This window comes from Pandoraea apista, from assembly GCF_001465595.2.
GTDB lineage: Bacteria > Pseudomonadota > Gammaproteobacteria > Burkholderiales > Burkholderiaceae > Pandoraea > Pandoraea apista.
Window position 1 is genome coordinate 5,116,357 of the sequence record NZ_CP013481.2, and the last position, 13,015, is coordinate 5,129,371.

Sequence of the window (13,015 nt, forward strand, 5' to 3'; positions counted from 1 at the left end):
GGGCAGAGGGTGACGCGACAGATTGCCGCGCGAAGCACGGCCCCGGAACCGGCGGGCGGCTGCATTGGTCTGCAAGGTCTGCGATACTTCGTGAGCAGCGCAAGTCGCGTATTCGCCCATCCGTGCGCCCCCGCATCGCTCGCGCGACGCCGGCCGCACGTTTCTCATTCGCCGGCAAACGCCGCTCTCCCGACATTTCCGTCATTTCGCCAAACTCGACATGCATACTTCCAAGCTCGCCTCCCACGCCCCTCGTGCCACTGCTTCGCTGCGTCGTGCAACGCAGGGACTCGCGCTTGCGGCAATGCTCGGTCTGGCCGGTCTCTCTCAAGGCGCCTGGGCGCACGCACACGCCGTATCGAGCGAGCCCGCCGCGCAGGCTACCGTCGAAGCGCCGAAGTCAGTGCGTGTCACGTTCGACTCGACGCTTGAAGCTGCACTCTCGAAGCTGAGTGTGGTCGACGCCAAGGGCCGGCCGGTCACGCAGGCAAAGCCCGAACTCGACGCCGCACGCAAGACGCTCACCTTGCCCCTTCCCGCGCTGCCTGCCGGTGACTACCAGGCGAACTGGGTCGCTGTGGCGAGCGACGGCCATCGCACGCAAGGCAACTTCAAGTTCACCGTGAAGTGATGCCGGACAATCTGGCTGCCGGGACGTGGCAGCCCGCCACGGCGGGGTTGCTCAACCTCGCGCTGGCGCTCGCCATCGGCGTATGGCTGCTACGTAGCCCGCATGCCGTGCGGCGTGGTCTCACCGCGCGGGTGCTGCCCGCATTCGCGGCCGGACTCGCCATGCTCGCGTGGGTTGCCTACGTGCTCGCAAGCACCGAGGCAATGACCGGCGGCGATTGGGAAAGCACGTCGGCCATGTTCGGCGACGTGTGGCTGGTGCTCACGCAATCGCATTTCGGCCGGATGCAATGGGTCGCCGGGCTTGGCGCCGCGCTGCTGTGTGCGGGCGCATGGGCCTGGTATGACGCACGCCGCCGTCTGCGTGCAGTGCTGCCCATTGCGGACGACCCGCGCGACCGGCATCACCAGCGCGAACATCGTCAGGAACGCTTTGCCCGCGCGGTGTACCTCGCCGGTGCCGTCTTACTCGCGCTCGCCCGCGCAGGAACGGGGCATGCGGCCGATGCGTCCATGCCGTGGCTCGCCATCGGCGTTCATACTCTGCATGTCGGTGCAGCGGCGTCGTGGACCGGCGCGTTACTGGTGGCCGGATGCGTAATCCCGAGTTGGCGTCATTGGCCGGTCGGTGCGCGCGCTGCATATGGTGAACGGCTGTCGTCGGTCGCCACGCTGGCGATGTTCGTCGCACTCGTGACGGGGGCGTTCAACGCCTGGCGCACGCTGGGCGAAACCCCCTCGCTGTGGTTCGCCGCTCAGAACGCTCCGTATCTGACGTGGCTGGTGACGAAGCTCGTGCTGGTCGCCTGCGCCGCGCTACTCGGTGCATGGAATCGCTGGCGCTTCCTGCCGCGCCTGGCGCTCGATACCGGCGAGACCCCGCTCGACACGACGGCGTTCGCGCGCGTGGTCGCCATCGAAGCCCTTGTGCTGGTCATGGTGATGAGTCTGGCCGCAAAACTCGGCACCACAATGCCCCCGGGCGTCTGATCGAATTCGATCGCAAGAAACGGAGCGCAGCATCGCAACCCGCTCCCTAAACTGAGGACCATACTTCAGTCATCGGGAGAACACCGTGATGCGTACCGACCAAATGACCGCCAAACGCCCGCTTCGCTCCGGCACTGCCACCTCTGGCCCGCACAACGCGCAAGCGCAGGCCCGGCAGGCGTCTGCCCCGGCGCCTGCCGTCACGCGCTACGCGACCGACGAGGCGAAGTGGGCCGCCGTCGTTGCCCGCGACAAGCACGCGGATGGCGAATTCTTCTACTCCGTACGTACGACCGGCGTGTACTGCCGCCCCTCGTGCGGCGCCCGGCGGGCACGCCGCGAAAACGTGGCGTTCCACACGGACATGGCCGCCGCCGAACGCGCAGGATTTCGCCCGTGCAAGCGCTGCAAGCCGGATCAGGGTGCACTCGACACACGTCACGCCGCCCTGGTGACCGCCGCGTGCCGGCGTATCGAAACGGCAGAGGAACCACCGCGTCTGGAAGCCCTCGCCGCCGACGCCGGCTTGAGTCCGCATTATTTCCACCGGCTTTTTCGCTCGGTGACCGGCGTGACGCCGCGCGCCTATGCGAACGCCCGCCGCGCCGAACGCGTGCGCGACGCGTTGCCCGCCGCCGAGAGCGTCACGTCGGCGTTCTACGACGCCGGGTTCAACTCCAACGGCCGCTTCTACGCGAGTGCCGACGCGCTCCTCGGCATGAAACCGGCCGCGTTTCGCGCGGGCGGCAAAGCCGAATCGATTCGCTTTGCGGTGGCGCAATGCGCACTCGGCGCGCTCCTCGTAGCCGCGACCTCGCGCGGATTGTGCGACATCTCGTTGGGCGACGACCCGGAAGCGCTCGTGAGAGATTTGCAGGATCGGTTTCCAAAGGCGGAACTGGTCGGCGCCGATGGCGAGTTCGAACGCTGGGTCGCGCAAGTCGTCGGGTTTGTCGAGTCGCCGCGCATCGGTCTGTCACTGCCGCTCGACGTTCGCGGCACGGCGTTCCAGCAGCGTGTCTGGCAGGCGCTTCGAGAAGTGCCTGCGGGCGAGACTGCCAGTTACGCGCAGATCGCCGAGCGTATCGGGTCGCCTCGCGCAGTGCGAGCCGTGGCGCAAGCGTGCGCGTCGAACAAGCTCGCCGTGGCGATTCCGTGTCACCGGATCGTGCATCGCGACGGCACGCTGTCGGGCTACCGCTGGGGTGTCGAGCGCAAACGCGCGCTGCTCGCCAACGAACGGGCAGAGTACGGGGAACCTGAAGACATCGGGGAGCGTGGCGACGGCTCCGATCAGGTGAAGCGGTGAGCGCGCACCGGTCGGCCATCGCGTCGCTCGATTGGGCGGCACTGGAAGACGAACTCAATCGTTTCGGCGCCGCGCGTCTTCCCCGTCTGCTGAGCGATGCCGAGTGCGGCGAACTCTGCGCGATGTACGGCGAAACGAACGGCAGAACGAGCGTTACGCCGACGTCGCCCCGCTTTCGCAGTCGTGTCGTGATGGCGCGTCACGGCTTCGGACAAGGGGAATATCAGTACTTCGCCTACCCGCTGCCGCCGCGGGTTGCCGAACTGCGCGACGCGTTCTATGCACCGCTGCGCGAGATCGCCCACCACTGGCACGCAGCGATGGGCATCGACGCACGCTATCCGCCCACGCACGGCGCCTACCTCGCGCAATGCCATGACGCCGGCCAGCGCCGCCCAACGCCATTACTGCTGCGCTATGAGGCCGGCGATTACAATTGTCTGCATCAGGACCTTTACGGGGAACACGTCTTCCCGTTGCAGGTGGCCATTCTGCTGTCGCAGCCCGGCGAGGATTTCACCGGCGGTGAATTCGTCCTCACGGAGCAGCGTCCGCGCATGCAGTCGCGCGCCGAAGTGGTGCCGCTCGAGCGCGGCGACGCCGTGGTGTTCGCCGTGCATCACCGCCCGGTGAACGGCACACGCGGCGTCTATCGCGTCAATATGCGACACGGCGTCAGCCGCGTACGCAGCGGCCATCGGCATACGCTCGGCGTGATTCTGCACGACGCCACATGACACTCGATCTCTTCGGTAACGCCCCTCACGACAGCTTCCAGACCGACGAACTCGGACCGGGCGCGTTCGTGTTGCGGGGGTTTGCACACGCGCAACTGGCGACCTTGCAAGCGGATATCGACGCGGTGATTGCACAAGCGCCGCTGCGTCACTGGCTGACGCCGGGCGGCAAACGCATGTCGGTCGCCATGACGAACTGTGGGGAAGTGGGATGGATCAGCGACCGGATGGGATACCGCTACGGCACCCACGATCCGCTCTCGCAGCAACCGTGGCCGTCAATGCCTGCGTCGTTCGTAACACTCGCGCGTCAAGCGGCCGAAGCCGCGGGTTATCGTGACTTCAGACCCGACGCCTGCCTCATCAATCGCTACGCGCTGGACGCACGGCTCACACTGCATCAGGATCGCGACGAGCGCGAACTCGGCGCGCCCATCGTGTCGGTTTCGCTGGGACTGCCCGCGACCTTCCTGTGGGGCGGTCTTCAACGCAGCGACCGCACGCGCCGCGTGCGTCTCGCGCCGGGCGACGTCGTCGTGTGGGGCGGGCCGTCGCGTCTCGTCTATCACGGCATTGCGAGCGTCGAAGGCAGCTTCGACGCGCAGGCCGTGCGTTACAACCTGACGTTCCGGCAGGCGCGCTGATCCCATCGTTTTCAAGAACCACGCGCGATGCCTCCCCCCACGCACTGCCGTCGTGTAACGCTCAGTACCCGACCGTGAAACGCGCACGCGGGTGCTGGTTCTTCTCGAGTTCGTCCACCAACGCGATGGCGTAGTCCTCCATCGAAATCCAGCTCTTCCCGTTGGCGTCGACCAGCAAGCCATCGCCGCCCACGCGGAACTTGCCCGTACGCTCGCCCGGCTCGAACAACGCCGACGGCGACAGGAATGTCCAGTTCAGCGGCGAATCTTTCGGCTCGGCCCGCAGCACTTGCAGGAACACGCGCCCGGCGCTGGCTTCCGACTTGTAAGCCTCCGGAAATTCCGGCGTGTCGATCAGCGCTTTGCCCGGCGCGATTTCCAGACTGCCCGCACCGCCCACCACGAGCAGACGCGGCACCTTCGCCTGCTTCACCGCGTCGATGAGCTTGGCAGCGTCCATCGAAACAAAACGGCCGGCGCTGATGACGGCATCGTGACCGGCGAGCACTGGCGCGAGCGACGCCGGGTCGGCCGCGTCGCCCTTGACGACGCTCAGGCCCGTCTCGGCTTCGACACGCTCGGGATTGCGGGCAATGCCCGTGACGGTGTGACCACGTTCCAGCAACTCGGCGGCAACGCGCGTACCCACGCGGCCGGTAATACCAATCAAGGCGACTTTCATCAGGAATCTCCTGGGAGTGAGGGGGAATTCGGATTCAATGGCGGGCGCTCAGCGCACACAACCGTCGGGGCCGCATTGCGGCAACGCGCCAGCGGTGACGTCGGCACCGGCAGACGACGCCGTCTGCGCGGCAAGCAAGCGCTCGCGCAGCGCATCGCGCCACGCGTCGGGTTGGCCGAGATAGCGCCCCGGTTCGAGCCGCTCGACATTGCCGCCGACGTCCAGCGCGAACGTCGGAAAGCCGCTGCCGCCCACGCGGGCGAGCCACGCGCGGCTCTCGCGGAAGTGCTTCATGAGTGCGGTGGCATCCTGCGCGTCGAAGGCATTGGCGAAGGCGTCGCGGTCAAGGCCCAGCGCGCCCGCAACATCAACAAGCACGCTGCGATCGGCAATGCGCTTGCCATCGGCGTAATGGGCGCGCTGTAACGCCGCAAGCATGTCGAGACCACGCCCGGCCAACGCCTCTGCCGCCAGCACGGCAGCAGTGGGCGGTGCCGAGTCGAACACCGCAGTGCCGTCACGCAGCAGCCCGTCGAAATAGGCGTCGCCGAACGGCTGGCCGGTCAACGCCGCAATGCGATGGTCGTGCGGCATGACGTAATTGCGAAGCTGCGGCGTGACGGGTTGGGCATTCGGGCCAGCCATCATGCCGCCGCCGTGAAACACCACGTCGAGGCCCGCCACGTCGCGGGCGGCGCGCACCAGCGGCGCGGCGGCGTAGCACCATCCGCACAGCGGATCGGCGATGTAATGCAACGTTGCCTGAGTCATTTCGGTCTGTCCTTTGTCGTGCAGCGCCGTCGCTCGACGGCGTCTCATGAATGCCATCGTAGTCGCGCCAATCGCTCAAAAAAAGCCCATAATGACGATCACTTTGTTGCACAAATCGAGCAGATCATGGACCGTCTGACGGCAATGCGTGTCTTCACCGAGGTGGCCGAACGCGGCTCGCTCACGGCAGCGGCGCAACGGCTGGATATGTCCCGGGCCATGGTCTCCCGCTATCTGGCAGAACTCGAAGCGTGGCTCGGTACACGCCTGCTGCACAGAACCACGCGAGCAGTGAGTCTCACCGACGCCGGGAACGACGCCCTGCCGCGTTGCCGCGAAATGCTCGGGATCGCCGACGATCTGGCGTGTGCGTCGAACGCCGACAGCGCACCACACGGCCTGTTGCGTGTGGCGTGCAGCACCTCGCTCGGTCAGGCGTTTCTGGCGGCCGCCGTCACCCGTTTCATTGCGCGGCAACCGGGTGTGGCCATCGATCTCGTGGTGGCCGACCGGGCCGTCGATCTGGTGGACGAGCGCATCGATCTGGCCATTCGCGTGACCACCGAGCCGTCTCCCGGATTGATTGCACGGCGACTCGCCACGTGCCACTCGGTAGTGTGCGCTGCGCCTTCGTATCTCCAGCGTCACGGCACGCCGGAGCGCGCGGAAGACCTCGCACTGCACAACTGTCTGACGTACACCTACTTCGGCAAGAGCCTCTGGCAATTCACGCACAACGGCACGCCGCTCGGCGTGCCTGTCGGCGGCAATCTGTCGGCCAACGAAGTGAACGTGGTCTTCGCCGCCACGCTGGCGGGCGCGGGCATTTCCATGCAGCCCGTGTACTCGGCGCTGCCGCACCTGCGCGACGGCACCCTGCGTGCCCTGCTGCCCGACTACGTGCCGCGCGAGATGACCGTCTACGGCGTGTACATGTCGCGCAAGCAGATGCCGAGCGCCCTGCGCGCGCTGCTCGACGATCTCGTCGAACAGTTCCGCACCGGGCTGTTCGAGGATACCGGCTACGCGGGACGTCAGGCCCCGCCGTCCGCCTGAAGCCTTCCGCAGCGGTTCCGCTTGCGCGACACCGTAACGGCATCTCGTTTGACGTGACGTCGTCACGGCGTCACCGAATTGTCACAATCCCCGCGTAAAAACGTCGTCTGCCTCGCCCTCGCGGGTGAGCCGGCGATGGCGCTCCGTGCCTCGGCGCCCACCGCCGCCGAACGGTTGGCGCGCCCGCGCGCCCTCGCCCCCTAGCCGAACGCCACTGCCCGATACGTCAATCAAGGACATCATGACGAACGACGCTACGCCCCAACCCCACGATCCCGCTCTGGATGCCGACCTCTCTCACGACGACAATCCGTCGGACCCGTCGCGCCGCCGTCTGCTTCAGGGGCTGGCCGCCATCGGTGCCGCCGGTGCGGCGGGCGCCACGACCGCGCTGACCGGTTGCGCCACCGAGGGGGGTGCCAGTGCACCGACCGCAGTGCCCGCCGGCGGCACGTTCGACGCACAGCTCAAGGCCAACATCAAAACGGTGGTCGTGATCTATCTCGAGAACCGTAGTTTCAATAACCTGTTCGCCGATTTCCCCGGCGTGGAGAAGCCGCTCTCGAAGGTGCCCGCGTCGGCCTACACGCAGCTCGACCGCGACGGCAAGACACCGATGTCGCTGCTGCCGCCGTTCTTCGACGGTCTGGTGCCGCGCGCGCAAACCCTCGGCGGCAAGAAGTATCACATCACCGAGAAAGACATTCCGCGCCAGCCGAACGCCCCGTTCATGCTCAAGGATGCCGAGGGCAAGCTGCTGCCGACGTCCGTCATCACCCGCGATCTGTGGCACCTGTTCTGGCAGAACCAGATGCAGATCAACGACGGCGCGAACAATCAGTTCGCCGCATGGGCCGACTCGGGCGGTACGGTGATGGGCTACTACGGCGAGACCGCCAAAACGCTCGACATGTACAAGATCGCGCAGCAGTACACCATGTGCGACAATTTCTTCATGGCGGCATTCGGCGGCTCGTTCCTGAATCACCAGTTCCTGATTACGGGCCGTCCCCCCGTGTATCCGAATGCAGCGCAAAGCCCCGCGAAGGACAAGATCGCCGTGCTGGCCGATGGCCCGCAGGGGGTGCGTCTCGCGGTGGCCCCGGACTCGCCCGCCTCGGCCGCCGACGGCAAACCGAAATTCGTGCGCGACGGTGCGATCACGCCCGATAACTTCGCGGTGAATACCATGATGCCGCCGTATCAACCGTCGCCGATTAAACCGCCAGTGTCGGGCGATAAGCGTCTGGCCGACCCGGAGAACCCCGCAACGCTGCCGCCCCAGACCTTCGCCACGATCGGCGATCTGCTCTCGGCGAAGGGCGTGTCGTGGGCCTGGTATGCGGGCGCCTGGCAATCGGCGCTCGACCATAAGGGCGGCGCGGACCGGCCGAACTTCCAGTATCACCATCAGCCGTTCAACTACTTCGCGCAGTTCGCGCCGGGCACGGCCGCTCGTGAGGCGCACCTGCGCGACGGTGGCGAAGGCGACAGCCCGATCGCGAACAAATTCCTCGCCGACGCCATTGCCGGCAAGCTGCCTGCCGTCACGTTCTACAAGCCGCAAGGCAACCTGAACCAGCACGCCGGCTATTCGGATGTAGAGTCGGGCGACCAGCACGTGTCGAACGTGCTGGCGCACCTGATGAAGTCGCCGCAATGGCAAAACATGATGGTCGTGATTACGTACGACGAGAACGGCGGCTGGTGGGATCATGTTGCGCCGCCAAAGGGCGATCGCTGGGGGCCGGGTTCGCGTGTTCCGGCGCTCGTGGTCTCGCCGTTCGCCAAGCGTGGCAACGTCGATCACACGTTCTACGACACGACGTCGATCCTGCGCCTTGTCACGCGCCTTCACGATCTGCCGACGCTCGAAGGCATTGCCCATCGCAACGCCGCCTTCGCCGCCCGCGGTGCAATGCCGCCTGGCGATCTGACGAAAACGCTGACGTTCGCCTGAGCTTGAGGCGGCAATCGTACGCTTCGCAAACGTCGCGCACCTAAGCAAAAGGGCACCCACGGGTGCCCTTTCTCGTTTGCTGACGCGTAACGCTTGCGCGTGCGCGTCATTCCATCGCGTCGAGTTCGTCCGAGCGCAGCAGCAGCTTGTCGAGCAGGCGCTCGTACACGCGCATCTCGTCGTCCGTCAGCGCTTCGAACAACCGCTCGTAGTGCGCGCGAGCGGCATCGATCACCACGCGCCACACGCGCTCGCCTTCCGGTGTGAGCGATACCTTGACCGCGCGGCCATCGTGTTCGTCCGGCCCGCGACGCACCAGCCCTCGCGTGACCAGACCGTCCGCGCCCCGGCTCGCCTGACTCTTATCGAGATTCGCGCGGCGCGCCAGTTCCGAGTTCGACAGCGCGCCCGCCGTGCCCACGGCGGCAAGCACGCGCGACTCGGCAAGACTCAGTTGCGCCGCATCGGCATACGACTGCGCAATGCGCTTGTCATGCTGCTTCATCAAACGGTGCATCTTGTACGTCAGGAACTGGTCGAGCGATGGGTGGACTGGCCGCATTTCAGTGTTTTCCCCTAGACGAAATGGGTCGATATTTGGTTGCGAACGCAACATTAGCACACTAGAATGGTTGCGTTAGCAACTAAATGCTCGGTGACGTTTTTCGTCATTCGCGCAATGCGCATCCGCCGTCTCCCCGCTGACACGAGACCCGCTGCGCATGCGCCGAGCGGCTTATAGGGTGCCGCATCATGCATCGACCAGAGACCACCCCGCGCGCGTCGCTTTATCACGCGTACCGCGTTCATCCCCACTTTGCGCCGCAGGGCGACACGCCGGAAGTCCCCGTCACCGTGGTTGGCGGCGGCCCTATCGGCATGGTCACGGCGCTCGCGCTGGCACGCCATGGTGTGCGCTGCGTCGTGCTGCAAGCCGAGCAACAAGTCTCGGAAGGCAGCCGCGCCATTGTCTTCACGCGCCGCTCGCAGGAAATTCTGCAAGCCGTGGGCGTGGCCGACGCTGTCGTTGCCAAAGGTCTGCCGTGGACCAGCGGCAATTCGTACTATCGCGGCCAGCGCGTGTTCCGCATGGAATCACCGGTGGACGAAGACGACCGCTTCGCGCCGCTCATCAACCTGCAACAGAACGTGCTCGAGAGCTATCTCGTCGATGCCATCGAGCGTGAGCCGCTCGTCGAGATGCGCTGGGGCAACAAGCTCGTCGGCCTTACGCAGGACGCGCACGGCGTGGCGCTGCAAATCGACACGCCCGACGGCGAATATACGCAGCGCACGCAGTGGCTCGTCGCCGCCGACGGCGCGCGCTCGACCGTGCGTACCGCGCTCGGCTTGCGCTTCGAGGGCGCGAGCTACGAGGGCCGCTTCGTCATTGCCGACATTCGCATCGATCTTGATCTGCCGACCGAGCGGCTCGCGTATTTCGCCCCCGACTGGAATCCGGGTAACACCGTGCTCATGCACCGCGAGCCCGACGGCATCTGGCGTGTGGACTATCAACTGCCGGTGTCGGAGACCTCCGACCATGCGCTGCAACCCGAGACGATTCGCGAGCGCATCAACGCCCAACTGGAGATGATGGGGCTCGGCGGCAAGCCGTGGGAACTCGACTGGTGTTCGGTGTATTCGGCGCGTGCGCTCACGCTGCCCGACTATGTGCATGGCCGCGTGCTCTTCGCGGGCGACGCGGCGCATCTGCTGCCGATCTTCGGTGTGCGCGGTGCCAATACCGGTTTTCAGGACGCCATCGATCTGTCGTGGAAACTGGCGGCCGTGGCGAAAGGCGTAGCGCCGCCCCCCCTGCTCGCGTCGTACACGCATGACCGCGTCGGCGCCGCCCGCGAGATCATTGCAGAAGCCGGCAAGAGCACTCGCTTCATGACGCCGCCGTCACATGGCTTTCGCGTGTTGCGCGACGCCGTGCTGGATCTCTCGCTCGAACACGAGTTCGTTCGACCGCTGTTTCACTGGCGCACATCGCGGGCGCACGACTATCGCGACTCGCCGCTGAATTGCCCCAACGACGACAACGCGCAAATGACGTCTGGCCCGGCGGTTGGCGCACCGGCACCGAATGTGAAGCTCGGCGAGAACGACTATCTCTACGATCGTCTCGGCGCCGCGTTCCATCTGCTGACGTTCGGCGGCGCACCGTTCGACGACGGCTTGCTTCGTGAGATCGCAACGTGGCGCGAAAGCGGTGTACCGGTGAAGGTCATCGCGTTCGCCCCGTCGCAAAGCACGGTCACGGGCGCGGATATCACGCTGCCCGATCCGACGGGACATGCCGCAGCGAAATACGGTGCGGCCAACGGCACGGCGTATCTCGTGCGCCCCGATCACCATGTCTGCGCCCGTTGGCAGCAGATCGACGCTGCGCGTCTTGCCAGTGCGCTTGCGCAGGCAACGGCCCGCACGTGAGCCGTCGCATCACACAAGGAAGCCCATCATGACCACCGCACAAACCGCCGTCGCCGGACTCGAGGAGATTTACGACACCCTCGCGCTCGCCATCGACGCTGCACAGGAAGACAAGCGCGAGTTGCTCCTCACCAAGGTCGCTCTGCTGCTGGCCCATGAGATTCGCGACCCGCAGCGGGTCATTGATCTCATCGGGCGCGCAGCGAGCGGCGCGCAGAACGCCCTGACCCAAGCGCACTGACGGACTGTTCGTCATCGCACCCTTCGGCGTCCGCCCTCGATGGCGGCCCCGTTCACATGACACCGCCATACCCAAACCAAGGCGGGGAGCGTTGGAGAAGACACCTATCATGAGTCGTATCAAGCCTGCCGCCGGCCTCGCCGGCGGCGTTAGTCCATCGGCATCTCCTGCCGCTATCGCGGCTTGCGCCACTGCCGCCTTCGACGGCCCCCACGTCCAACAGACCGCATCCACCGACGCTATGGAACGCGCCGTCGTGCGCAAGGTTTCCCGCCGCTTGCTGGGCTTTCTGTTCCTGCTGTTCCTGTTCTCGTTTCTCGATCGCATCAACGTCGGTTTTGCCGCACTCACGATGAGTCAGGACCTGGGGCTCACGAGCACGATGTTCGGCATGGCCTCGACCGTGTTCTATCTGACGTATGTGCTGTGCGGCGTGCCAAGCAATCTGATGCTCGTGAAGTTCGGTGCGCGCCGCTGGATCGGCGCGATTCTGATCGCATGGGGGCTGGCGTCGAGCGCCACCATGTTTGCGCACGACGCCACGAGCCTCTACCTCATTCGCGCCATCGTCGGTATCACCGAAGCGGGCTTTCTGCCGGGCATGCTGCTGTACATGGGCGACTGGTTTCCGTCGGCCGCCCGCGCCCGCGCCAACGCGTGGTTCATGATCGCGATGCCGGTAACGTCGGCCCTCGGCGCTGCCGCCTCCGGTTATCTGCTGCGTCTGGACGGTGTCGCGGGACTCGCGGGCTGGCAATGGCTGTTCGTGCTGGAAGGATTGCCTACGGTGCTGCTCGGCGTCGTGACCTGGTGGTATCTCGACGACAAGCCGGCCCACGCGCGCTGGCTGAGCGCCGCCGAGAAGCAGACACTCGACACGATGATCGCCCGCGACCGTGCCGCCGCCCTCGCCCAGCAAGCCCCGCGTGCCCGACAGCCGGGCGCGGCATCGGGCACAAACGGCAGCGTGTGGCGCGCGATCCTGACACCCAGCGTGGCGAAGTTCGCACTCGGGTATTTCTGCCTCGTCAACACGCTCTCGTTAGCGTCGTTGTGGATTCCGCAGATCGTGAAGAGCTTCGGCACCACGAGCAGCAATGTCACCATCGGCCTGCTCGCGGCCATTCCCTCGGTTTGCACCATTGCCGGCATGATCTGGTGGGGACGCCGATCCGATCGCCTGCAGGAGCGTCGCTGGCATCTGGTGCTGCCGATGCTCTTCTCCGCCGCCGGGTGGGTCGTCACCTGTTTCGCGCCTGACCCGTCGCTGCGCCTTGCAGGCGTGGCCATGGCCTCGACCGGCGCCTATACCGCGATGGCGATTTTCTGGACAGTGCCCGACCGCAGTCTGGCGCCGCATACGCGCGCACTTGGGCTGGCGGTCATCAACGCCGTCGGCAATCTGGGCTCTGCGCTGAGTCCGATTGTGGTGGGCATGCTCAAGGACTGGACACATTCGTTCACCTCGGGCCTGATGTTCGCGGCGGCGAGTCTGCTGGTCGGCATTGCGGTGTTGTGGTGCGCACCGTTGGGACAACGTCGCGTCGCCCACTGAT

Annotated in this window: 13 protein-coding genes; 10 read left to right on the forward strand and 3 right to left on the reverse strand. The window is 66.0% G+C overall.

All coding sequences use genetic code 11. The features are described from left to right. The first annotated feature begins 220 nt into the window (after nt 1-220). The 5 genes from AT395_RS23165 to alkB all read left to right on the forward strand — a co-directional run bounded on the left by AT395_RS23165 (nt 221) and on the right by alkB (nt 4,310). Complete coding sequence (locus tag AT395_RS23165; RefSeq protein WP_082117745.1) at nt 221-631, forward strand: copper resistance protein CopC; 411 nt, start codon at nt 221-223, stop codon at nt 629-631. Then, the gene (locus AT395_RS23170; RefSeq protein WP_042114089.1) at nt 631-1,620 is read left to right on the forward strand and encodes a copper resistance D family protein; all 990 of its coding nucleotides are present in this window, start codon (nt 631-633) and stop codon (nt 1,618-1,620) included. The genes AT395_RS23165 and AT395_RS23170 overlap by 1 nt, the downstream gene beginning before the upstream one ends. A gap of 88 nt (nt 1,621-1,708) precedes the next feature. Continuing rightward, entirely contained in the window at nt 1,709-2,929 is a 1,221-nt protein-coding gene (ada, locus tag AT395_RS23175) for a bifunctional DNA-binding transcriptional regulator/O6-methylguanine-DNA methyltransferase Ada (RefSeq protein WP_231606097.1), read from the forward strand. Continuing rightward, nucleotides 2,926-3,666, forward strand: a complete 741-nt coding sequence (locus AT395_RS23180) for a 2OG-Fe(II) oxygenase (RefSeq protein ID WP_048628547.1) — start codon at nt 2,926-2,928, stop codon at nt 3,664-3,666. Before ada ends, AT395_RS23180 begins: the two co-directional genes overlap by 4 nt. Beyond that, nucleotides 3,663-4,310 (forward strand): DNA oxidative demethylase AlkB, encoded by a 648-nt coding sequence (gene alkB, locus AT395_RS23185; protein WP_048628546.1) that lies wholly within the window; start codon nt 3,663-3,665, stop codon nt 4,308-4,310. Before AT395_RS23180 ends, alkB begins: the two co-directional genes overlap by 4 nt. A gap of 61 nt (nt 4,311-4,371) precedes the next feature. On the opposite strand, the gene AT395_RS23190 is transcribed toward alkB, so the two are convergent. Beyond that, nucleotides 4,372-4,992, reverse strand: a complete 621-nt coding sequence (locus tag AT395_RS23190) for an NAD(P)-dependent oxidoreductase (protein ID WP_048628545.1) — start codon at nt 4,990-4,992, stop codon at nt 4,372-4,374. Nucleotides 4,993-5,040: 48 nt separating this feature from the next. Beyond that, the gene (locus AT395_RS23195) at nt 5,041-5,811 is read right to left on the reverse strand and encodes a DsbA family protein (RefSeq protein ID WP_376738394.1); all 771 of its coding nucleotides are present in this window, start codon (nt 5,809-5,811) and stop codon (nt 5,041-5,043) included. A gap of 78 nt (nt 5,812-5,889) precedes the next feature. Here AT395_RS23195 and AT395_RS23200 point away from each other — a divergent pair, with 78 nt between their 5' ends. Then, nucleotides 5,890-6,819 (forward strand): LysR family transcriptional regulator, encoded by a 930-nt coding sequence (locus tag AT395_RS23200; protein WP_048628544.1) that lies wholly within the window; start codon nt 5,890-5,892, stop codon nt 6,817-6,819. A gap of 241 nt (nt 6,820-7,060) precedes the next feature. Continuing rightward, a complete protein-coding gene (locus AT395_RS23205) occupies nt 7,061-8,779 on the forward strand; it encodes an acid phosphatase (RefSeq protein WP_083577670.1) in 1,719 nt (572 codons plus the stop codon). A 106-nt stretch (nt 8,780-8,885) separates the two neighbouring features. Here AT395_RS23205 and AT395_RS23210 read toward each other — a convergent pair whose 3' ends face one another. Further along, a complete protein-coding gene (locus tag AT395_RS23210) occupies nt 8,886-9,341 on the reverse strand; it encodes a MarR family winged helix-turn-helix transcriptional regulator (protein WP_042114079.1) in 456 nt (151 codons plus the stop codon). Nucleotides 9,342-9,532: 191 nt separating this feature from the next. Between AT395_RS23210 and AT395_RS23215 the strand changes: the two genes are divergently transcribed. From AT395_RS23215 to AT395_RS23225, 3 genes are all read left to right on the forward strand, one after another. Further along, complete coding sequence (locus AT395_RS23215; RefSeq protein ID WP_048628543.1) at nt 9,533-11,218, forward strand: FAD-dependent monooxygenase; 1,686 nt, start codon at nt 9,533-9,535, stop codon at nt 11,216-11,218. 28 nt (nt 11,219-11,246) lie between these two features. Next, the gene (locus AT395_RS23220; RefSeq protein WP_042114077.1) at nt 11,247-11,459 is read left to right on the forward strand and encodes a hypothetical protein; all 213 of its coding nucleotides are present in this window, start codon (nt 11,247-11,249) and stop codon (nt 11,457-11,459) included. Nucleotides 11,460-11,568: 109 nt separating this feature from the next. Next, nucleotides 11,569-13,014: an MFS transporter gene (locus AT395_RS23225; RefSeq protein WP_104926949.1), complete on the forward strand. Its 1,446-nt coding sequence runs from the start codon at nt 11,569-11,571 to the stop codon at nt 13,012-13,014. Nucleotide 13,015 lies beyond the last annotated feature (1 nt).

What these genes read in the sequence shown, in the direction of transcription:
- AT395_RS23165 (WP_082117745.1), top strand. Translation starts at nt 221, where the DNA reads ATGCATACTTCCAAGCTCGCCTCCCACGCCCCTCGTGCCACTGCTTCG.
- AT395_RS23170 (WP_042114089.1), top strand. Translation starts at nt 631, where the DNA reads ATGCCGGACAATCTGGCTGCCGGGACGTGGCAGCCCGCCACGGCGGGG.
- ada (WP_231606097.1), top strand. Translation starts at nt 1,709, where the DNA reads ATGCGTACCGACCAAATGACCGCCAAACGCCCGCTTCGCTCCGGCACT.
- alkB (WP_048628546.1), top strand. Translation starts at nt 3,663, where the DNA reads ATGACACTCGATCTCTTCGGTAACGCCCCTCACGACAGCTTCCAGACC.
- AT395_RS23190 (WP_048628545.1), bottom strand. Translation starts at nt 4,992, where the DNA reads ATGAAAGTCGCCTTGATTGGTATTACCGGCCGCGTGGGTACGCGCGTT.
- AT395_RS23195 (WP_376738394.1), bottom strand. Translation starts at nt 5,811, where the DNA reads ATGAGACGCCGTCGAGCGACGGCGCTGCACGACAAAGGACAGACCGAA.
- AT395_RS23200 (WP_048628544.1), top strand. Translation starts at nt 5,890, where the DNA reads ATGGACCGTCTGACGGCAATGCGTGTCTTCACCGAGGTGGCCGAACGC.
- AT395_RS23205 (WP_083577670.1), top strand. Translation starts at nt 7,061, where the DNA reads ATGACGAACGACGCTACGCCCCAACCCCACGATCCCGCTCTGGATGCC.
- AT395_RS23210 (WP_042114079.1), bottom strand. Translation starts at nt 9,341, where the DNA reads ATGCGGCCAGTCCACCCATCGCTCGACCAGTTCCTGACGTACAAGATG.
- AT395_RS23215 (WP_048628543.1), top strand. Translation starts at nt 9,533, where the DNA reads ATGCATCGACCAGAGACCACCCCGCGCGCGTCGCTTTATCACGCGTAC.
- AT395_RS23220 (WP_042114077.1), top strand. Translation starts at nt 11,247, where the DNA reads ATGACCACCGCACAAACCGCCGTCGCCGGACTCGAGGAGATTTACGAC.
- AT395_RS23225 (WP_104926949.1), top strand. Translation starts at nt 11,569, where the DNA reads ATGAGTCGTATCAAGCCTGCCGCCGGCCTCGCCGGCGGCGTTAGTCCA.